Source organism: Dysgonomonas termitidis, from assembly GCF_054657735.1.
This window is the reverse complement of sequence record NZ_BAAHYD010000002.1, coordinates 1,868,448-1,889,586: the sequence shown is the minus strand read 5'-3', so window position 1 is coordinate 1,889,586 and position 21,139 is coordinate 1,868,448. Positions and strand designations below refer to the sequence as shown.

23 protein-coding genes are annotated in these 21,139 nt (G+C 37.4%); 15 read left to right on the top strand and 8 right to left on the bottom strand.

The window, feature by feature from the left end; genetic code table 11:
- On the top strand, positions 1-387 hold the full coding sequence (locus tag ACYQ3L_RS12020) for a hypothetical protein (protein ID WP_379999124.1): 387 nt from the start codon (positions 1-3) through the stop codon (positions 385-387).
- A 43-nt stretch (positions 388-430) separates the two neighbouring features.
- Here the strand turns inward: ACYQ3L_RS12020 and ACYQ3L_RS12015 are convergent, their stop codons facing one another.
- The 3 genes from ACYQ3L_RS12015 to ACYQ3L_RS12005 all read right to left on the bottom strand — a co-directional run bounded on the left by ACYQ3L_RS12015 (position 431) and on the right by ACYQ3L_RS12005 (position 2,941).
- On the bottom strand, positions 431-1,429 hold the full coding sequence (locus tag ACYQ3L_RS12015; RefSeq protein ID WP_379999126.1) for a hypothetical protein: 999 nt from the start codon (positions 1,427-1,429) through the stop codon (positions 431-433).
- Between the two features lie 165 nt (positions 1,430-1,594).
- The gene (locus ACYQ3L_RS12010) at positions 1,595-2,029 is read right to left on the bottom strand and encodes a hypothetical protein (protein WP_379999128.1); all 435 of its coding nucleotides are present in this window, start codon (positions 2,027-2,029) and stop codon (positions 1,595-1,597) included.
- A gap of 141 nt (positions 2,030-2,170) precedes the next feature.
- A complete protein-coding gene (locus tag ACYQ3L_RS12005; RefSeq protein WP_379999130.1) occupies positions 2,171-2,941 on the bottom strand; it encodes a hypothetical protein in 771 nt (256 codons plus the stop codon).
- 209 nt (positions 2,942-3,150) lie between these two features.
- Between ACYQ3L_RS12005 and ACYQ3L_RS12000 the strand changes: the two genes are divergently transcribed.
- Positions 3,151-3,426: a zinc ribbon domain-containing protein gene (locus ACYQ3L_RS12000; protein WP_379999132.1), complete on the top strand. Its 276-nt coding sequence runs from the start codon at positions 3,151-3,153 to the stop codon at positions 3,424-3,426.
- A gap of 116 nt (positions 3,427-3,542) precedes the next feature.
- Complete coding sequence (locus ACYQ3L_RS11995) at positions 3,543-4,301, top strand: GNAT family N-acetyltransferase (protein ID WP_379999134.1); 759 nt, start codon at positions 3,543-3,545, stop codon at positions 4,299-4,301.
- A gap of 4 nt (positions 4,302-4,305) precedes the next feature.
- On the opposite strand, the gene ACYQ3L_RS11990 is transcribed toward ACYQ3L_RS11995, so the two are convergent.
- The 3 genes from ACYQ3L_RS11990 to ACYQ3L_RS11980 all read right to left on the bottom strand — a co-directional run bounded on the left by ACYQ3L_RS11990 (position 4,306) and on the right by ACYQ3L_RS11980 (position 6,552).
- The gene (locus ACYQ3L_RS11990; protein ID WP_379999136.1) at positions 4,306-4,824 is read right to left on the bottom strand and encodes a GNAT family N-acetyltransferase; all 519 of its coding nucleotides are present in this window, start codon (positions 4,822-4,824) and stop codon (positions 4,306-4,308) included.
- Positions 4,825-5,027: 203 nt separating this feature from the next.
- Positions 5,028-5,699 carry an oxidoreductase gene (locus tag ACYQ3L_RS11985; protein WP_379999138.1) on the bottom strand — a complete coding sequence of 224 codons (672 nt, stop codon included), beginning with the start codon at positions 5,697-5,699 and terminating at the stop codon, positions 5,028-5,030.
- A 199-nt stretch (positions 5,700-5,898) separates the two neighbouring features.
- Positions 5,899-6,552: a hypothetical protein gene (locus ACYQ3L_RS11980; RefSeq protein WP_379999140.1), complete on the bottom strand. Its 654-nt coding sequence runs from the start codon at positions 6,550-6,552 to the stop codon at positions 5,899-5,901.
- A 197-nt stretch (positions 6,553-6,749) separates the two neighbouring features.
- Between ACYQ3L_RS11980 and ACYQ3L_RS11975 the strand changes: the two genes are divergently transcribed.
- The 4 genes from ACYQ3L_RS11975 to ACYQ3L_RS11960 all read left to right on the top strand — a co-directional run bounded on the left by ACYQ3L_RS11975 (position 6,750) and on the right by ACYQ3L_RS11960 (position 10,471).
- A complete protein-coding gene (locus ACYQ3L_RS11975; RefSeq protein ID WP_379999142.1) occupies positions 6,750-7,127 on the top strand; it encodes a hypothetical protein in 378 nt (125 codons plus the stop codon).
- 209 nt (positions 7,128-7,336) lie between these two features.
- Positions 7,337-7,897 carry an RNA polymerase sigma factor gene (locus ACYQ3L_RS11970; protein WP_379999144.1) on the top strand — a complete coding sequence of 187 codons (561 nt, stop codon included), beginning with the start codon at positions 7,337-7,339 and terminating at the stop codon, positions 7,895-7,897.
- Entirely contained in the window at positions 7,875-9,170 is a 1,296-nt protein-coding gene (locus ACYQ3L_RS11965) for an outer membrane beta-barrel protein (protein ID WP_379999146.1), read from the top strand. The genes ACYQ3L_RS11970 and ACYQ3L_RS11965 overlap by 23 nt, the downstream gene beginning before the upstream one ends.
- Positions 9,171-9,208: 38 nt before the next feature.
- Complete coding sequence (locus ACYQ3L_RS11960) at positions 9,209-10,471, top strand: LVIVD repeat-containing protein (protein WP_379999148.1); 1,263 nt, start codon at positions 9,209-9,211, stop codon at positions 10,469-10,471.
- 370 nt (positions 10,472-10,841) lie between these two features.
- Here ACYQ3L_RS11960 and ACYQ3L_RS11955 read toward each other — a convergent pair whose 3' ends face one another.
- Positions 10,842-11,006: an AAA family ATPase gene (locus ACYQ3L_RS11955; RefSeq protein ID WP_459952412.1), complete on the bottom strand. Its 165-nt coding sequence runs from the start codon at positions 11,004-11,006 to the stop codon at positions 10,842-10,844.
- A gap of 67 nt (positions 11,007-11,073) precedes the next feature.
- Positions 11,074-11,514 (bottom strand): AAA family ATPase, encoded by a 441-nt coding sequence (locus ACYQ3L_RS11950; protein ID WP_379999152.1) that lies wholly within the window; start codon positions 11,512-11,514, stop codon positions 11,074-11,076.
- A 354-nt stretch (positions 11,515-11,868) separates the two neighbouring features.
- Here ACYQ3L_RS11950 and ACYQ3L_RS11945 point away from each other — a divergent pair, with 354 nt between their 5' ends.
- The 8 genes from ACYQ3L_RS11945 (at position 11,869) to ACYQ3L_RS11910 (ending at position 21,139) form a co-directional block, all read left to right on the top strand.
- Positions 11,869-12,243: a hypothetical protein gene (locus ACYQ3L_RS11945; RefSeq protein ID WP_379999154.1), complete on the top strand. Its 375-nt coding sequence runs from the start codon at positions 11,869-11,871 to the stop codon at positions 12,241-12,243.
- A gap of 137 nt (positions 12,244-12,380) precedes the next feature.
- Positions 12,381-13,964, top strand: a complete 1,584-nt coding sequence (gene istA / locus ACYQ3L_RS11940) for an IS21 family transposase (RefSeq protein ID WP_380002093.1) — start codon at positions 12,381-12,383, stop codon at positions 13,962-13,964.
- A complete protein-coding gene (istB, locus tag ACYQ3L_RS11935) occupies positions 13,951-14,733 on the top strand; it encodes an IS21-like element helper ATPase IstB (RefSeq protein ID WP_459952321.1) in 783 nt (260 codons plus the stop codon). The genes istA and istB overlap by 14 nt, the downstream gene beginning before the upstream one ends.
- Before the next feature lie 490 nt (positions 14,734-15,223).
- A complete protein-coding gene (locus ACYQ3L_RS11930) occupies positions 15,224-15,400 on the top strand; it encodes a hypothetical protein (protein WP_380000393.1) in 177 nt (58 codons plus the stop codon).
- Positions 15,393-17,036 carry a recombinase family protein gene (locus tag ACYQ3L_RS11925; RefSeq protein WP_380000391.1) on the top strand — a complete coding sequence of 548 codons (1,644 nt, stop codon included), beginning with the start codon at positions 15,393-15,395 and terminating at the stop codon, positions 17,034-17,036. The genes ACYQ3L_RS11930 and ACYQ3L_RS11925 overlap by 8 nt, the downstream gene beginning before the upstream one ends.
- A gap of 167 nt (positions 17,037-17,203) precedes the next feature.
- Positions 17,204-18,583 carry a site-specific integrase gene (locus ACYQ3L_RS11920; protein ID WP_380000389.1) on the top strand — a complete coding sequence of 460 codons (1,380 nt, stop codon included), beginning with the start codon at positions 17,204-17,206 and terminating at the stop codon, positions 18,581-18,583.
- Between the two features lie 2 nt (positions 18,584-18,585).
- Positions 18,586-20,604: a hypothetical protein gene (locus ACYQ3L_RS11915; RefSeq protein WP_380000386.1), complete on the top strand. Its 2,019-nt coding sequence runs from the start codon at positions 18,586-18,588 to the stop codon at positions 20,602-20,604.
- A gap of 241 nt (positions 20,605-20,845) precedes the next feature.
- Positions 20,846-21,139, top strand: coding sequence for a helix-turn-helix domain-containing protein (locus ACYQ3L_RS11910; RefSeq protein ID WP_380000383.1), 294 nt, complete (start codon positions 20,846-20,848; stop codon positions 21,137-21,139).

Genomic DNA, 21,139 nt, shown 5'->3' with positions numbered 1-21,139 from the left:
ATGAAAAGAGATGCTTACATTTTCATCCTATCCCTTGCCGGATACCTGCTCTGCGGTTGTACCCCTTACAATGCAGATAAGGTAAACACCTCACTTATACAAGGAAAATGGATATTGGCAGATGTGGACAGAACTATCTACGACAATGTAGATGTAGATTATAATAAAGACCGTACCTACCTTATTTTTGATGGGGATAAATGTACCCAGCATATGTCTGAAAGGAAAGACTCCCTGGTTTTCAGGTTTATAATTCACAATTATGAATTGGATCTGTATCAAGGCGAGATCCCTTTCCGAAGTCTGGATATCGAAATCCTGTCCGAAGATTCACTCATCCTCTCCATAGCTGATAACAAATGGATATATAAAAAAACAGAGCAATAATATTGTTATTACCGCCCTATCCTGTCTATCGATATAAGTTCTCTCAGTTTTTTCTCTGGACAAGAAGAAGGTCCCTTGTTACTATCGCAGATATATCATTGCCAAGCCTCTCGCTTCTCTTATCTATATATGTCCGGGCTCCGTTAGCAGTCTTCCATTCGGTCACCCATGCCGCAAAGTCTTTCATTTCTCCTGTTACTTTATCCGTGTAGAAAAAATAGATCACATCATCTACTATGATTATTGGATAAGGGGAGTTCTTATCAGCTTCTATTTCGTTTGTCTCCGGATTTAGAGAACTAATGACACAAAACTTCTTCCCCTGCGCATCTTTATAGAATCTATATGAAGTTTGAGTTTTTGTCAGGGCTTCCTCCATTTTCGCCGTCTCACCGGGCTGGTACAGACCATTGTAATAATAGGCACATGCCTTTACATCCCAAGGAGCCTCCGACAATTCATCGAAGTATGTATTGACCATCACCTTCGATACATCTGTAAATGTAGGGGCAATTGCGACATTTCGCTGGGCCTTCATGTCTGTTACTATAAATTTCATACCTGTATTCGCTATAGTTCCCGGATAAATATCTTCCGTCTTAAGTATTCCCTTCGACGGGTCTAAGCGGCGGATGATCTGTTTTGTTGTGGTATCCGTTGCCACACCGCCCAAATAAGTAAATTTAAAGTATATGGTGTCGCTACTTGCCGAATATGTTCCTTCATCATTTAAATGATCGATTACATTATAACTTTTAAATTTGTATTTATTATCTGCCGGATCGAGATAGAACTCGGTCCTGTACCCGTCATAATCAACAAGCCGCAAGCCGGGAAATATCTGCTGTTCGCCTGGCGAATAAATATAGATTATATCTTTCTTGTAATAATAAGTCTCCCAGGTACCTATCAGGTCATCTGCTGCCGCATTTACCGGAGGTTCCGGCTGAGGTATCACAGGCTGATCAGGCTCATCACCATTATTGACGCAACCGGATAACCCAAGTAATGAGAAAAATAGAATAAATAAGATTTTCTTCATCGTTTTGTAGTAATGGACTATTGTGTTTTAATTAAATGGCAAAGATATACAATTCTGTCGCAAGATTCATCTGTCCATATGTTTTTTTATGTTTATGCAATGCTTAAACATCTATATTTAACAACTTTACAGGAATATAAACGACAAAATACCTGATATATTGTACTATTGAGCCTGCTTGTTCAACAGCATTTTGTATTCATAGTCATAATCTTTCACCTGGACAAGCATCTCCTTATCAGAGACAGACAGCACTGTAAAGCGGATTCTCTTCGGTTTTGTCCTGTTCGCCTTATTCAGCAAATAATTGTTATAGTAGATGGTTACAGAATCACCTTCCAATTCATATCTTCCGGTTATATTAAATACGATGACTCCTTCTGCAGCTTCACCTTTGTGAAACACCATATTATCGCGGAATATATATGTATCGGGAAATTCTCCGGCAGGTTTTGTCTTCTCACCTTCCGTACGTTCAGCCTCAACCCATCTGCCTACAATATTTTCTTTTGGGAAAGATTGTACAGACAGGCTGTCCTGTGATTTCATCAGCTGCGTAAAGCCGAGAAGAAGAACTATAATCAATAGATATTTTCTCATTATTGGGGTTTGTGTTATTTGTGTTTATATATACAAAGGTACGATAAGCTTTTCAATTTTATAAAGATTAAGGTGTATATCCTGATAGATATACACCTGTCACTTTCATTCAAAAAACCATTCACCTAAACCTATATTTAATTATCTCCTGTTACTTCTTTCCGAGCCTGTACTCGACGCCATCCTAAAATCACTCCTACCCGAAGATGACTGCGTAGCCTTACTGTTACGGTTATTGTCGCGGCTTGTAGACGGGCGGCTCTTTACATTGTCATTCCTGTTGGAACGGTTATCACGGTTACCGTAGTCGGATCGCTTATTGTCATTCTTTTGACCGCTGTTGTAATTCTTATCCTTGTTGCGGTTATTATCTTTTCTGCTATTGTTATAGTTATTGTCAGGGCGATAATTATTGTCCTTACGGTTGTTATAATTATAATTTGGACGGCCACTGTTATTTTTATGGTCTTTCCTGCTGTCTGAATACCAAATCACCCTGTTATTACGGCTATCATGATAACGGTGGTCACGGCTGTCACGTATTACGATCTGGTTACGGTGTCCTCTGTAGCGGGCATAATCTCTGTAGTGGATATGGTGATATCTCCACGGATCACGCACATTCAACACCACTTTATATAGTCCGTACAAGTCATAATTACGGTATCCGTATGGTAAGTAACGTGCAGAAATCCATCTCCCCCTGTCGAAATAATAGAATAAACCTACATTCACGTCGTAGTAACAATCTATATCCGGGAAATAATAATATCCTACATAATCATATCCCACAGGGCCCCACGCCGGCTGACGGCCTATATTGATACTTACATTTATATTTTGAGCTTCGGCAGTGTTATAAAATGATGTAACACCTATGAATAATGCGAATGCTAATAAAAACTTTTTCATAACTTTAAATATTAAAAGGTGAATACTGAATTTCATCTCTTTGTATCTTTGATATGATAACGACAAAAAGGATTAATCGCAACAATCCCGTTTAACTTTAATTAACCGGCCGGATAAAAATATCCTAATTTAGCAAGAATGGACAACCTGACATGTCGTATAAATCCTTTTCTTTGCATTAAGATTATTAACCATTAAAACAGAACATTATGAACCAACAATTTTGCCAAAGCTGTGGCATGCCCCTAAATGCAGATGAAGATTTCGGAACAAACGCCGACCAAAGCAAGAATCATGAATATTGCCGGTATTGCTTCACAGACGGTGAGTTCACCGAAGATATTACAATGGACGAGATGATAGAACATTGCGTACAATATCTGGACGATTTCAACAAGGATACTGAACAAAAACTAACCAAAGAACAGGCTGTTGCTCAGATGAAGGAATATTTCCCCACATTAAAACGCTGGGCATCTGCATAAAAGAATGAGAAAAACAACTCAAGACGGGTACGATAAAGCCGTAAACCATGTGATAGATCATATCAACTGTTAGAGTTTTAGAAACCGCAAAAAGAACGTTCTAAAATCAGTATAAGATGAATATAATTACACTATCTCCCGGGAATATTGCAACCGAACACATCTGCTGCTCGATAAGCAGCAAATCAACCGAAACAGGTGTTGCTGCTAAAAAAGAATGGCTCAGTTGCCGTATGCAGGAAGGACTGAGGTTTAAGAAACTCGATGCCCGGGGGAAAGTGTTTATAGAATATATTCCCGCGGTCAATGCATGGGTACCGATAATGGCAGACGGATACTTATATATTAATTGTTTCTGGGTATCCGGTTCGTTTAAAGGAAAGGGCTACGGGAAACAATTACTCGCCGGTTGCGAGGCCGACGCACTCAAAAACGGATATAAAGGTGTAGTATTGATTGTCGGGCAAAAGAAAAAGCCATTCCTTTCCGACAAGGCGTTTATGTTGTGTCATGGATATGAAATAAGCGATAGCTGCCCTCCTTTCTTCGAACTGGCCGTAAAACGCTTCGACAAAGATGCGCCCCTACCCCGCTTCAATGATTCGGCGCGCAAAGGAATGGGAGACGGAATAAAAGGGATTGACATCTTCTATACGGCACAATGTCCGTTTACCGTGCCATATACAAAATTATTAGAACCCGTTATCCTGGCTTCCGATTATCCGGTACGGCTACATCAGATCACGACAAAAGAAATGGCACAAAACCATTTAGCCCCGGTGACAAGCTATTGTGTTTTCATCAACGGAAAATTCTTTACAAATGAAATACTGACTCCGGATAAATTGAAAAGAATAATAGAAAACGAACAGTAAGGCTTTACAGTTCTTCAAATTCCCGGGCATACTTTACTATCCCCTTAATATCCGACAAGCCGCCATCAATTAATTCTTTTGCCATAAATACATCGGCAGGAACATTGAACGGAGGCTTTATACCCCATTTACTTGTAGGGACAAAGCCAAAACGCGGGTAATACCCGGTATGCCCTAAAACAACAACGGACTTATATCCAAGCTGCCGGGCCTTATCCAGGCCGAAACGGATCAGCTGCCCTCCAACGCCCTTGCGCTGCATATCCGGGCTCACTGCCATGGGAGCCAGAGCAAGGCTATCCTGACGTTTTTCCTCATCTATTATACTGATTTTTGTAAATAAGATATGCCCTACTATCTTATTCTCCACTATCGCGACAAGTGAAAGTTCGGGTATAAATCCGTCACTCAGGCGTAAACGGTCTGCAAGCCGCGCCTCTTCTTTTCTGTTGAATGCTTTTAGATTGATATCGTAAACTGCCGGAAAGTCACATGCTTCCTCCTGTCTTATTTCGACTTTCATGTTTTTATCCTCCATGGTTACAAGAGATTATCTATTCCATAAAGATAATGAATTAATAATGAACAGGAAAAAATTTACAGAAATAAGTAATCAATAAAAATTACTGCCGCATTTTCCAGAAATATTATGTAAGGACGAATAAGTATTCAGTAATACTTAACTGTTTATATAATACAATTTTGGGGAGGAAAGGAGTCCGGACTTTATCTATGGCTCTCCGTGTATATTTCGGCAATCTCTTCGGATTCGTAAATATGGTAGCCTACTGTATTTTTTTGAGCGGTATCAAACATGGCATACGCCACTTTTTTCACGTCAATGGGTTTATATCTTTTCAGCTTACCCACAAAGAAAACCCCGAATATCTTCATAACATATTCACCCAGTTTTTCCCCAAGCCTGAATTCTTTCCTGTTTCCCAGCAGCAACGAAGGACGAAATATGGAAATAGACTGGAACGGAAGTTTTCTTAATTCTTCTTCACACCTGCCCTTTGTCCGCAAATAGAAATTACCGGACTTTGAATTCGCCCCAACCGACGAAATAATTGAATATTGTTTTATACCTCTATTTACTGCGGCTTTAGCAAACTGAACAGGGTAGTGCAGGTCTACTTTCTCAAAAGCCTCTTCGGTCCCGGCTTTCTTAATTGTTGTTCCCATACAACAAAACATATCATTTCCCACGATCAAATCCTGATACGATTCAGGATTATCAAAATCGACGACATGCTGTACCAGTTTAGGATGTGATATTTTCGATCCTTTACGCACAAAGCTGATAACCCTTCCATATACATTACTGGTTAGTAATGCTTTTAGTAGTTGTGAGCCTGTAAGTCCTGAACTTCCTATTATAATTGCTGTCTTGGTCATCTACAATATTTTGGTTTTAAAATGCGGCAAAGATAACATTATTATAATAAATCCGAATTTTCTTTTTCTATTTATGCTTACTTATCAGTTTTAATCATGTATAGATAATCAAAAAAAATGAATCTTTGCCCCTACCGACTCCTAATTAAACTTAATTACTCCAATTACATAATAATTGGGGCATGCAGGTAGTTATCCTCTATTGCTTGATAATATAATTAAAGCCTATCCCTATCTGTATAGGTGTTGCGTTTTTATATTCAATAACTTCCGGTTTCACTTTCGAAAAATCAAATGTGTTGTATCCCAGCCAGCAACTCATAGCCCATCTGTCATCTATCGGGAACTGATACCCTAACCTTATTTCGTATATCAGGCGGTACTTATGAGCAGCCGCATCCATTCCTTTTGCTTTATTCAGGTTGATACGGGTATATGAAAACCTGTTTTCTATAAAAATATATTTAGCCCGGTCCTTTTTATCGTCATATGCTATCGGGAGATAAAGCTTCGGGGCTATATACGGAGCCCAGTATGTTCCTTTATAGGATGTCTCTGTATAACTGTATGGATTATCAAAGCCATCAACCCCTATATTGGGATCATTATAACGGATACCCTGATTAAATCCCCCGGCTCTAAATCCGGCTTCCAGGCCAAAGAACATATTCACATCATATTCATATCCCAAACTCATTCCCAGGGCGGCAGGATCTCTGATTCCATCTTTATTATCAAATGCATAATTCAGGTTAAACGATACATCTATATCTATATTCAGCTTATGCCCTTCCTGCCCAAATACAGAGATAAATATAGTTATTGACAATATAAGAAACAATAGCTTTTTCATATCCGGCGATTTTATTATTCAACATCCGAAAGCACCTCTTCAATGGTGCGCATCCGCGCCTGATTATGAGAATATAATAAACAGAGATGCATCCTTTTTCTCATGGTATATAGATTAGACATTATACAAATCTAAGAAAAATATTACAAGATAGCTGATATTTTTATATATTGCATCGTTTTTGTGAATGAGAAAGAATGAGGAAACTTGTATTTTGCTGCTTATTTATCTTCGCCCTGATGGCCTGTGGCGAACGAAATACCATTGCCGGACGATGGGCGATGGATATAGACGGTACGGATGAGACCTCTATCAAAATGCCTGATGATACGATCGTATCACCCGAACTCCGTTTCGGATATGATACCGTCTATATGGATGTACGGACAAGTGAAGGCTCTGTCAGAAGCCAATGTATCGGTATATACACCATCAAGGACGAGCGCATAATAATAACGGATAATTACGGGAAACAGCGGGAATGCAAATTTGTCTTGAAAGATGATATCCTCACAATTATGGATAAAGACGATCCTGAAAAAATAATAATGAGATTGCGAAGGATAAAAGAATAGGGAATATTAAGATTAAAAAGATTTCTCCTGTTAACTGAAAGCTTCTCAAAGGAAGCTTTTTTACTATACATTGTAGAAAAACACAGTGCTTTTATAACCTGTTAAACTACAAGTTAGGAAATGTCCAATTAAAAAATCCTTTATTTTTACATAAATGCAACTTTTGGAAATGTTATTGCATCAATGTAAGTAGAGAGTATAGTTAGCCGATGAATGAACAGTTATTAATAGCGGGATGCAAACGTGGAGAATCATGGGCTCGTAAACAATTGTACGAGTTACATGCGCCGGTCATGATGGGTGTTTGCATGCGCTATACGAATGACAGGGAAACGGCCAAAGACTTACTCCAGGATGGGTTTATCAAGGTTTTTACCAAAATAGGCACCTATTCCGAAACAGGTTCGCTGGGCGGTTGGATGCGCCGGGTCTTTGTGACTACCGCACTGGAATATCTCCGGCGAAACGACGCTCTTAAATTAAGTGTAAACATCGACGATTATAACGAAGCGATGGAGAATGTTGATGTTTCGGCTTTGGATCAGATTTCGGCAGATGAGCTGATGGCATGTGTAGCGGCCTTACCGGAAGGTTACCGGACAGTGTTCAACCTTTTTGCCATAGAAGGTTATACACATAGCGAAATAGCAAATATGTTGAATATCAAAGAAAGTACTTCGCGTTCTCAATTTATCAGGGCGCGGAAAGTTTTACAAAAAAATGTGGAATCTCTATTAATGCATGAAAATGCCAGACAAGAAAAGCCATAACGAACAACCTGACGAATTCAGCAGACTGATAAGGCAAAAACTGGTAGATTACCGGATGCCTGTAGATGCAGACTGCTGGAACGGAATTGAGCTTCAGATGAAGCCCAAACAGAGGAAGTCTGTCTGGTGGATCGGGGGCTCTGTTGCAGCTATAGCTGTCATCGTGATTTTACTACTCTCTATACCCAAGAATGATGAGCCCCCTTTCAACCGCATAACCGGAATCGATAATTTTAATACCACCAGGATTAAAATAACAAAACCCGGCAAACAGCCAATCATTGTCGTTAGCGGAAATGATAGTCATATACCCGCAAAAAGCTATCCCGCACACACATTAAGTAGTAAGACTGCCGGAGACAGGCATATAGCAGAAGGAAGCGGAATTGTGAACGAAGCTGTACCTGCAACGATCATAGATACCATCAGTATGGCTCATATTGAAAATATGGTACAGAATGTGGTCTCCGGGAATAATAATATAGCTGAGACCAATGTCAATACTTCTGACACCGTCCCTGCTATACAGGAAAAGAAACCTGTGCAGGCAACCCCTAAAGAACCAGCCAGGTTATTGATTGCAAAGGCCGGCAATAACGACAGCAGATGGCTGATGTCTGCCTCATTTTCATCCGGAGGCGGTTCGTCGTCGAATGGGAATATGTATAAGGGGCTTATGTATGACTATGCCACATCGGCAAACATTTCGGAATCATTTTCAGACACGAAGGCCCTGTTAAGCAAGGATCTCAGCGTAAATGATTTTTCAGAAATGGATCACTCTCTACCATTATCATTCGGTGTTAACGTCCGCAAGGATATCAATAAATATCTCGGATTTGAAACCGGATTGACATACACATACTTATCATCACAGTTCCGGAAGAAAGCGATTAAATCGTTAGAAGCGCGGCAGGAACTGCATTATCTTGGTATCCCTGTCAATGTCGTCCTGTATCTATGGAACAGTTCGAACTGGAATATCTACCTATCTACCGGAGGCATGGTGGAGAAAGGCTTAAGATATAAATATACGGAAGATATATATGATAAGAACAATAGTACAGCTGTCGTTCACGACAAGGGAAGCATAAGCGGTCTGCAATGGTCTTTAAACGCATCGCTTGGAGCATCTTACATGTTCTATAACGACTGGAGTATATATTTTGAGCCTAGATTCTCTTACTATTTCGATAATAAACAACCAATTAGCATTAGAACAGAAAAACCTTCAGTATTTGGTCTTGGTGCCGGACTCAGATACAAGTTTTAAAACAACCGGAATTTTTTAATAACTTAAATCTTTAAATAATGAAAAATCTATTGTATCTATTATACATTAGTGCATTCTGTGTATTGTATAGCTGTAGCGATAATGACAATACTGAAACCATCACCTACAAAATCCACGAACCGGTATTTATGAATGCCATCACTTTTCGTAATTCCATAAAGGTATCAGTCACACCTGAAGAGATTACACAAAAAGGCAAAATATGCTTCTATGAGGGCTATCTTTATATATCTGAGCCTGATAAAGGTATTCATATCATCGATAACCGCACTCCCTCTGAACCTAAAAATGTCGGTTACATAGAACTTATCGGAAATGCTGACCTGAGCATCCGTAACAATATGCTCTATGCTGATTCCTACATAGACCTCGTATGGTTTGATATAAGCAACCCTGCACAGCCGGAACTCAAGGGCCGGTTAGAGAACGTCTTTGAAAACGTTTTACCACCAATGGAAAATTTCCAGTTTGGATATGACTATGCAATGTGTTATCTTAATGACAATAAAGGTGTCATAGTAGGCTGGAAATTGGTAGAAAGGACCGAACCCGTTAAACAGAATATGATAGTATGTCATGATTATGCATATATGCAAAACAGCAGTAGTAGCAGTAACGGTGCAAGCGGGCTAAATGGTTCCATGTCCCGTTTTGGTTTATACCAGAATTACTTATACACTGTAATTAATAATAATATGAGTATATTTAACCTATCAGGGGACAAACCAGTAAAAGCAACAGATGATATTTATATTGGTTGGAATGTAGAAACGATCTTCAGCTATAAAGATAATCTGTTTATGGGTACGCCGACCGGAATGTTGATATACTCGGTGAAAGATCCGCTCAAGCCCGATTATCAATCATCCTTACAACATGTTTATGGCTGTGACCCCGTTGTTGTGGAAGATGATCTGGCCTATGTCACCATTCATTCGGGAAATATGTGCAGACAAAATACAAATGAATTGTTTATAGTAGATGTTAGTGATGTGAAAATGCCTAAACAGATAGTATCTTATGCAATGACCAATCCTAAGGGATTAGGAATAGATAATGGTATATTATTCCTCTGTGACGATGGTCTGAAAGTTTATAAATCGGATGATCCCCAAAAACTGATGTCGAGTCAACTGGCCCATCATAAAGGCATGAATGGATATGACGTGATACCACATGACAATACACTGATGATGATTGCTGAAGGCGGCCTGTATCAATACGACTACAGCGACCTGCAGAATATTAGACAAATCAGCGTTTTAAGTATCGGAAAATAAGAGTAAAAAGAACTAAACGGTAAAAAAATAAGCTGGGAATATATTCCCAGCTTATTTTTCAGGTACTATCCATAATTTTGTGTAAAGGCCAACTACAAGGTCGAACAATATCCTCGCTCACCATTAACATAACAGATATCACGGGAATTTTTACCTTTACATTGTTTCTCTGCTTCACTCACCTTAAAACATTTCACAATAATGATATATCTATTTTTATAAATAGTCCTGAAGAATCTTTTAATAAAAGTATTGTTACCAGAATCTCTTTACATTGGTGGTTAAATCCAAAGTTACCTATATTTCCTTATAAAGCTTGTAGTCCTAACTCATTGATTACTAACCGATAATTATTGATAAAATATTTTGTTTACTTATAATGTTCTGTCTCTTCATAACTTACAAGTTTTAATCCATCATCTGTTACACAATAAATATCAGCTTCCGGATAAGCCATCAATATAGGTGAATGAGTCGCAATAATAAATTGTGAATTATTATCTGATATGTTTTTCATTATTGCCAGCAGAGCCATTTGATTGGTCGCAGAAAGAGCCGATTCGGGTTCGTCTAAAATATATAACCCATTACCTGAAAACCTATTATGTATTAATGATAAGAAACTCTCCCCCATGAGATCGTTCGTGGAGTGAACCTCCGTAATATAAATCTCGCTTGGATTTTTCAAATTCAAAAAGCTTATCTATTTCGGTAGCAACATTATAAAAACTTTCTGCCCTCAGAAAAAAGCCGTCTTTTTCACGATAAGGTGATCTGAATAATTTTAAATCATTAAATAGGCTTGAATGTGATTCTTTTGTTTGAAAATTAAAATTATGGGTTCCTCCTTCTGGATTAAATCCTGCATTTATAGCTATAGCCTCAATTAAAGTAGACTTTCCAGATCCGTTTTCCCCGACAATAAATGTAATATTCTTGTGAAATGTTAACTCATTTAATTTTGCTATTGAAGGTATGTTATATGGGTATACACTCCTTTCTTCAATTGGTTTGATATTCTTTATCTTATTAATATATATCATAATTTTTAATAATTTCTTATCTTATAAGAATCACAAGATAAGGAATTATTCTTAATTTAATTCCAAGTTTTACCATGACTTGCGAGACATATTACCAACAGATGTTCCTTGCCCGGTCAGTCCCCAGTACATAACCTGAGACATACAGTCTTCTTCACTTGTCCCTCCTCCACTAACCCAAGACCCGAGGAACCTGACGAACCGTTCCAATAGCCCAGAGATGCCATTTTCAATAGATTTTGGCTAGGAATATTTTAATCAGAGAGGGATTAAATTTTCGTAAAGATATTATCTATTAAGTTTTATTATTATATTTATAAAAAATATCAAGATCAACTCTAATCTTTGTAGTTCATGAATAATAGAATGACTTTCTATATCTTTTATTTTATCTTCAGTATAACTTTTACCCCATATATTTCTGCTCAACAAGGCAAAGATGATACATATAATCCTAAGTTAGAGATGGGTATCGCTACAATCTCTGGAAAGATTATTAATTTGAGGAAGAATTTACAACAATCTCTCCAAAATATCTCTATTTACACCCCCAACTTAATAACAGGCACAACAAATACATTCGAAATCCCAATAAATGAAGATAAAAGCTTTATAGGGGAAATTCCTGTTTCAATTTCCCCGGAATTTGCAGAAGTAGAATTATGTGAGGGAACCATAGCGTTTACTATTGGAAAATCCAGTGAGCGTTGCCCCCTCGTGCCAGTCTAAATTGACCCCATGTACCAAAATATGTTTGACCCTTTTCGCCAAAATAAAAATGTCCCCTGTCGGAATATAAACCAACAGGGGATTTTTATGTAATTTAGATTTACCCTCCTGGTCGATGGGTTAAAACTAAAATTACTATGACAACAAAATTAGCAAACATTCTTCATTGCTATGCAATGGGGATGGGTATAAAAGGTATCAGCGCGACCTTTGAGCTATCCCGTAACACAGTGCGCAAGTATGTGCGTTTGTTTCAAGAGAGTGGTATGCCAATGGAGCAGCTTCAGTCCATGCCGGCGAAGCGCCTTGAGGAGATGTTTGGAAGCAGCGGTGAGAGGGAACGTACCCCTTCAGTGCGTCAGTTGGAACTGGAGGCGCTCTTACCTGAGTATGCCGCAAGACTTACACGCAAAGGAGTGACAGTAAAATCTTTGTATGAAGAGTACCGGCGAGAGCATCCGGGTGGATTCCGTCATGCAAGTTTCGGCGCGTACATACAACGTTATCGGCTTGTATCACGTCCGGTGGGTCACGTTGAGCATTACGCCGCAGACCAGCTGTATATTGATTTTGCGGGCGACCGTCTAGAGGTTGTTGATGAGCAAACAGGCGAAGTCAGATCCGTTGAAGTTTTTGTAGCCATCCTTCCTTGTAGCCACTATACCTACTGTGAGGCAGTCTGGTCGCAGAAGAAAGAAGACCTTATAAAAGCATGTGAGAATGCACTACACTTCTATGAGGGTGTGCCCTTTGCAATCGTCCCTGACAATTTGAAGTCGGCGGTAACTCGGAGCAATCGCAATGAGCCGGTTATTAACGAAGACTTTGCCGCTTTTGCCGAGCATTATGGTTGTAGTGTATATCCGGCACGTGTCAGGCACCCAAAAGACAAAGCCCTTGTAGAGAACGCTGTAAAACTGATGTACAAGTCTGTTTATACCGATCTCGAAGGTCTGATGTTCCATGATTTGGAATCACTCAATGCCTGCATTATCCAATCTCTAAGTCGTTTCAACGAGAGAAAACTTACCGGACGCAATCAGTCTCGCAGGCAGTTGTTTGAAGAGGTAGAAAAAGACTATCTACGAACTTTACCCTCTGTGCGGTATCAGATGAAGGAACGCAAATCTGTGACCGTGATGCGTAATAGCTATGTAACTCTCAAGAAGCATCATTACAGCGTGCCAAAGGAATATGTAGGCAAGCGTGTCGATATTGTTTACGATGCTGATACTCTCGATATCTTCTATGGCCTGCGGCTGGTAACAACCCACCAGCGTGATGACACTCCCTATGGCTACACTCGGAAGGAGGCACACAATCTTCCCGGTAGGCATGGTAGCTACGAAAAGGATCTGGACGAGGTTTTTGAACGAGCTACTCAGATAGATAATATCGTCTTGCTTTATCTCAAGGATGTAGCATCGCAGAAGAAATATATGCCTCAGGCCTTCCGCTCATGCAGAGGTATCCTAGCCTTGGAAAAGACCTTCGGACAGGACAGGCTTGTGGCGGCATGCGCCTGTGCTTCATTGATGCGCGTTTACGGATATCAAGATGTTATCGGTATCCTGAACCGGGGCGATGATGCAGACTTTCTGCCACAGGCTGATCAGGACTCGGACACCAACTTATCACTTCCGCACCACAAGAACATCCGTGGACGTGAATACTTCTCAAAATCAACAACAAAAACTAACAACAACAATGGAAACAAATAATAAAACCGCACCCGTTACTCAGGAGAAAGACCAAAATATCATTTCTCTGGATCTGATGAACCGTATGAAGCTGCATGGTATGGCTGCCGCCTTTAAGGAAAGCCTGCAGTCCACCGTTGCCGAGTCTATGACTGCTGACGGCTTCCTCTCATTACTATTGGCTCGTGAATGGGACTATCGTTCGGATGCCTCCATACAACGCCTGATTCGAGGGGCCGGCTTTCGATACAAGGCTTATCTTGAGAATATAGACTATACCATCAATCGAAGTCTCGACCGCAACCATATAGAACGGCTCTCGTCGCTTGACTTTATCCGTCAAGGAAAGAATCTGTTCATTACCGGTTCATCCGGAACCGGCAAAAGTTATATTGCAACAGCCATTGGGTATCAGGCGTGTAAGAACGGAATACGAACTAACTATGCCAATGCATCCAAACTTATGGGAGCGCTAAAAGTTGCAAAGACAAAGGGGATCTTCGAGGCCGAACTCAAGAAAATAGAACGATGTCAGTTACTTATACTTGATGATCTCTTTCTTGTTCCTCTTGACGCTAAAGAACGTTCAATATTGCTTGACATCATCGAAGATCGTCATGAGCGCAAATCTATCATTGTGACCTCACAATTACCGGTTGCCAACTGGTATGATGCAATAGGAGAACCAACAGTCGCTGATGCCATTCTTGACCGCATCGTCCACTCGGCGCATCAGATAGAACTTACCGGTGAGAGTGTGAGAAAAATGAAGGTAGACAAAAACAAGTAAATCTAAAATAAAAATGACCCCGTCGACCAGGATAATTTAGGGGTAATCATAAAGTTTTTTCAGGGGTCAATTTAGATTTGGCACGAGGGGGCAACGCTCACTGGATTTTCCAATAGGCTTTTAAAAAATTCCAGAAAAAATTTTCACAAAAATTTGAAAATCCATTTGGGAATGAAAAACAAAAAAGGTATATTTGTTAATATAATCAAAAAAACAGCATTATGAATAATCTGCCCTCAATGGAAACGTTGGATGGGGATTTGTATTGCTGTTTTTTTTATTTGTGTTAGGTATTGGTAATGATAAGAATAATGATTTAAAAGAAAATGTATGTAATGATATATAAGGGATTTATCCAAGAATGTAGACTGATTTAGAACGCACTTTGAGGCGTTTTGTCTATGGTAAATCATAATGCTTGCTTGTAGCACGTACACATACAAGCCGAAAAATAAGGTGGTTTATGCCACTATGGTAAATCGAATTACCAATGTGCGAAAATGATGAAGAAACAAAACTCACATATCAAGAATTACAAAAAATTGAGGGATATGAGAATATAACAGAAGAAGAAGCAACAGAAATTATAGACACAGTATTCATGTTGTCATCAATGGCATACAATGCCTATAAAAATAAAGAAGTAAGAAGTATTAATTATGAATAAAGAATTGTTTAAAAGTTTTGCGAAAGGAGATAGTGCAAGCACATCAGATATAACACCAGGAAATGCTGTTATTTATAATCGTGTATCAACGAAAGAACAAGAAGATAACCAAAGTCTTGGACATCAACTTGAATCCTGTAAAAGGTATGCAGAAAGATATAATCTAAATATTATAACGGAACCTTTTGGTGGTGTTTTTGAAAGTGCTAAAACAGATAAAGAAAGAAAAGAATTTAACAGAATGTTGACCTTTATAAAAAGAAACAAAAAGTTAAATATAAAATATGCCATTGTATGGTCTACTTCTCGATTTAGTCGCACAGGTAGTACTGTTGTTCTTGAAGACCTTGAAAACATGGGTGTAATTGTATTGTCGGCAACAAGTAACTACAATCCAAAGACACCATCAGGAAAGTTCAACCAACGTATTGAATTGGCGAATGCAGCTTTTGATAATGAAATGAAAAGCCAGCAAACAAAAGATTTAGGTAGAGCAAGACTTTTAGAAGGGCGTTGGATTGGTAAAGCTCCAAGAGGATATGACCAAAAAACGACAAAAAAGCAGCAGACAATTACGATTAATGAAGAAGGTAAATTCATAAAAAAAGCCTTTCATTGGAAAGCAGACGAAAAATTAACCAACCAAGAGATAATCCAACGTTTAGATAAACTGGGCTATCATATCACAAAGCAAAAGCTATCAGAAGTATTGAAAAATCCATTCTATTGTGGAAAGATGATACATAACTTCTTAAATGGTGAAGTGGTTGATGGTAATCATCCTCTTATCATATCAGAAGAAACGTTTTTAAAGGCGAATGAGATGCTTAATCTAAGGTATAAAGGTGGATATGAACAGAAGAAAGAAAAACAATGGGCAACACTCTTAGGTACTTTAAAATGTCCTTGCTGTGGTTTCAATGTTACTGCATCCATATCTACCAAAATGAAGAGAAAATATAATAGGGAAGTATATTATTATGTTTGTTCTCGGAAAGGATGTAAATTCAATAATCAAGTTATAAAAGTACACGAAGTATTCAACAGTTATTTATCTAATTTTTCAATTAATAATATATCAAAAGATGTATTTGAAAAACAGTTACATAAACTATTTAATAATTTGACAAAACAAGATAAATCAAGTGCTCAACAGATGAAAACACAAGTGTCCAAACTGAGAGCCCAATTAAAGACAATGGAAAATAATTGGGCACTTGAAATACATCCCAAAAAGAAAGATATTTTGTGGAACAATATAGAAGATACTGAAAAGAAAATAGTAGAGATTGAAAACGAAATTGACAAACATGAAAATTCCATATTGAACCTCAATACTTACTTAAAATATGCTATTAACATGATATATAACCCATTGAAAATGTGGGAAGAAATAGAATTAGGAGACAAACAACGATTACAAAATCTAATATTTCCTGAAGGAATTATATATAACAAAGAAAATAACCATATTGAACCTCTTTCAATCAACAACTTCTTTAATGTAAAACACAATAATACAGCGAATTACTTGGGAAAAGAAAAGGGACTTAACAGCGAAAAATCTGTTAAGTCCCCTTATGTACTCGGAGCGGGAGTAAAACAATACAATATTACCCTTTTTGCATTCCTATAACAATAGCCTTAAATAAACAATAAAACGATGAAAATAAACAAATTACATATAAAGAAATAGTTGCACAGAATTTCATTAATTTGCATTTAATTGAATTTATCTCGCCAAAAAGTCGCCAAAAATAAATAATCATTATATATTTGTATTGCATTTAAATAATAATCACTATGGCAACAATTTATCTTTCTCTTTCTACAAAAGCAGATTCAAACAAACAACAAGAAATTTTAATCCGGTTTTCACACGGGCGTATAAACCAACGAGGGAAAACAAATCTTTTTATCCCCGCCGAATATTGGGATGATAAAGCCCAACAAATCATCATTCCCAACTTCCGGTTAATGAATGAAGAAAATAAACAAATTAAAACCTACCTTACTTCTCATAGCGAGAAACTGAATACTCTTATATCTATTATACAAACAACCTTCAATAATGCAGATAAGAATAGCATTGAACCTGATTGGTTAAAGTTTATCATTGACAAGTTCAATTTCCCAGAAAAATATATTATTACAAACACAGAATTAAATACAAAGCTTTCGTTCTTTGATGCGTTTGATGAATTTCTTCAAAAACGAAAATTATCCGATGTCCGGGAAAAAAACTACATGGTATTGTGCCGGGCATTACAACGTTATGAAATGTTAGTCGGAATAAAAGAAAAACGAGCATATAAATTAGAACTCGATAACATTACTTCTGATACGATAGAAGATTTTGAAAGTTTCTTGCGAAATGAACATACTTTGTATGACAAATTTCAATCTCTGTATGATAAGTTTCCGGCTATTGTCGGAACAAACAGAAAAACCGTAAAACCTCAACCTCGTGGACAAAACACAATTAATGCTTTGTTTAATAAACTCCGGGCTTTTTTTAATTGGTGTTATGACAACAATAAAATGACGAATAAACCATTTAAAAACTATGAAAGTAAACCTGATGTATTCGGTACTCCTTATTACATTACCATTGACGAAAGAAATACAATCTATAATACGGATTTATCACATCAACCACAATTAGCTATACAACGGGATATTTTTGTTTTTCAATGTCTAATTGGTTGCCGGGTATCAGATTTGTACCGAATGAAAAACGAGCATATCATTCGTGGAGCTATTGAGTATGTTCCAAGAAAGACCAAGGACGAAAGACCTATACCCGTACGAGTTCCTCTAACAGAAACAGCTAAAGAGATACTAAACCGCTATAATGGCAATGATCCGGAAGGTAGAATACTACCATTTATCAGTGAACAAAAGTATAATAAGGCTATTAAAAAGATTTTTACTTTAGCGGATATCACAAGGATTGTGACTATTATTAATCCAACCACACGGGAAGAAGAAAAACGTCCTATTAATAAAGTAGCCTCATCACATCTTGCAAGACGTGCATTTGTCGGAAATCTTTACAAGCAAGTAAAAGACCCAAACTTAGTAGGAGCGTTATCCGGACATAAAGAGGGTAGTAAAGCTTTTGCCCGATATAGGGATATTGACGAAGAAATGAAAAACGAACTTGTAAAAATGTTGGAATGATTATGGAAAAGAATGATAATACAAACCAGAATAACCGTATTCCTTTGAAAGACTTACCCAAAGAGAAACTTGAAGAAATTTCTAACCGGATATTAAAAAACGTAAGTAACCCTGTTGATTGGATCAACTCTATCAATCCTCTTAACTCTCTTAATCTTGTCAAACCAATATATTGTTATAAAAACCTATTTTATAACTTCAACAAAGAAGAAGATGAAATTGAAGATGTCTTTCAATTGCGGGCGAATAATGATAGCCGGATGTATAAAACTCCAGATGATGTAAATGATACCTATACACCCGAACGTGTATGGGAAAATGGTAAAACAGGGTATTTTATACCTTTCGACTATGATTCATGGAGTGGTTGCTACATGAAGCTGATGAATCCGGACAGGGGAAAGGATGGGAAAGGATTGAGATTTGTACAAACGCCTGAAAGAAGTGATGGAATATATTACCATCCTCAAAATAACGAAATTATTGTATCCGGCTTTGGGGAATACGTTTTGGAAAATTGGGGAAAGGATTTATCTAAACTATATGAAGAATATACCGAAAATGAATACCGAAAACGTGTTGAACAATGGCGAAAGGACAATTATCCCTATAAAAATAAAATAGATAAACAAATAAAGTTGCAACTTTTAAACGAGTTTAAAATTGTAGAGCAAACCAAATGGGACAAAGCAACTATTTCCGAATTTTTCGATTTTAACGATAATAGGAAACTGAACCAATGTATGAATGAATATTTTAATTGGCTTGACAAGTGTATTCAAATAGAAAATGAAAAAGAAGAAAAGCAATTCATTGATTTTATTAAATCCGGTACGATTAGTAATAATTGGGTAAATGGTAAATCGGGACAGTTTCAGGATTTCGATAATACCTGTTTGTATAGATTTTGTGAAATGGACAAAGATTGCCATATTCATTTACTTAAAAAGGAAGAGGAAAAAAAATTGCCTGTCTTAGCCTGCGGTTTTGTCGCATGGCTGATAAAACATTGGGGAACCAATACGCAAGCAATCTATTCCAGCTACTTACAAGCCAGATTGAACAAATACAAAACCGAACATAAAAACGATGCCGATGTATTCAAGCGTGATTTGGAACGTGAATTCTATGACCAATACAAAACCAAAGAAGAACAGTGGGTAAAACAGTCGGAAGCCATATTTGAGTTTGTTTCGGATGTGGAAGTAAACCAGATAAAAGAATATGTGCGGAATTATTTTGAGTATGTAAATAGCCTTTCAAACCCACTTGCGATAGATGAATATACTAAAGAAAGCGAAATTATAAAAAATACCAGATTGAGAACTATTTATTTTGCAATCAGACATACGCCCAGAGATTATCCTCCAAACAAGAATATTTATAGTCAATATACACCTATACAGATTATAAATGATTTGCGGAGAATAGAACAACATCACGAAGAAAAGCCGGATGAATGTATAAGTTATTTTTTCGAAAAATACCATACAAAACGCCAAATATTAAAAACCCCGACTATATTTGTTGAATGTCTAAAATTATTTATCGACAACCATACTGTTTTTATGATAATGCTTTTGGATCGGTATATGTTCCCAAATACTGAAACTCAAAAGCAATTTGCATTAGAGTTAAATAAAGCTCAAAAACAGGTTGAACCAGATCAAAGAGATGAAGCACTGCAAACAAAGCCAGAACAAACTAAATACGATATTGGTAAGCCTCAACAAAATTTCGCTGATTATTTACATCATGAAAATAAAAATGCTTTAATGAAAAAGTTACATGAATTATTAGACGGTAAAACATGTAAAACTGTAGCAATTACGATAAAAGCCTTAACAGATTTATCATATCTTATCTATGGTAGTAAAAATAACCTTTACGACACAATGCGAAAGGAATTTAGTTTTTCCGGTACAGATTCAGGATTGAACAAATTTTTAAACTCAAATAATAATGGACTATCCGAAATAGACATAAAACCGACAAAAGATATACTGCAAGCTGTTAAATAACTATTTAATAGATAATTATAGAAAAAAAAGGTGCAATGTAAATCATTGCACCTTTTTTTGTATCTAGTTGTTTTTATTCCTCATTAGTTGTCAGAGAGTATAGAGGAGTGCAAAAGATTGCTTTGCTGTGTATTGTCTCCATAATTTTACATTGTCAAAAACGAAAGAAATGTACTTAACCTTTCGAGGTGGGCGGGATTAGTACCCCCAGAACGCTGACAAAATTGTAAATTTTAATTAAATGAATTTATATGATTTATTAAATGACAATACAAGCCTGAACATCACCATCAATGCCGGACAACTAATCGAAGCAATCGACTATTGCGTAAATAAAACCCGCAGGGAATTAGAGCAGCAAATCACCGATGCTAATACGGAAACTTATCCGAGCATTGAACAAGTAGCAAAAATCCTTAATGTGGATAAAAGCACACTGTGGCGTTGGCGTAAGCAGAGCTATCTTATACCTATAGAGATAGGAGGTAAACGCCGTTACCGAATGAGTGATGTAAAAAAAATTTTGGAAAGATAA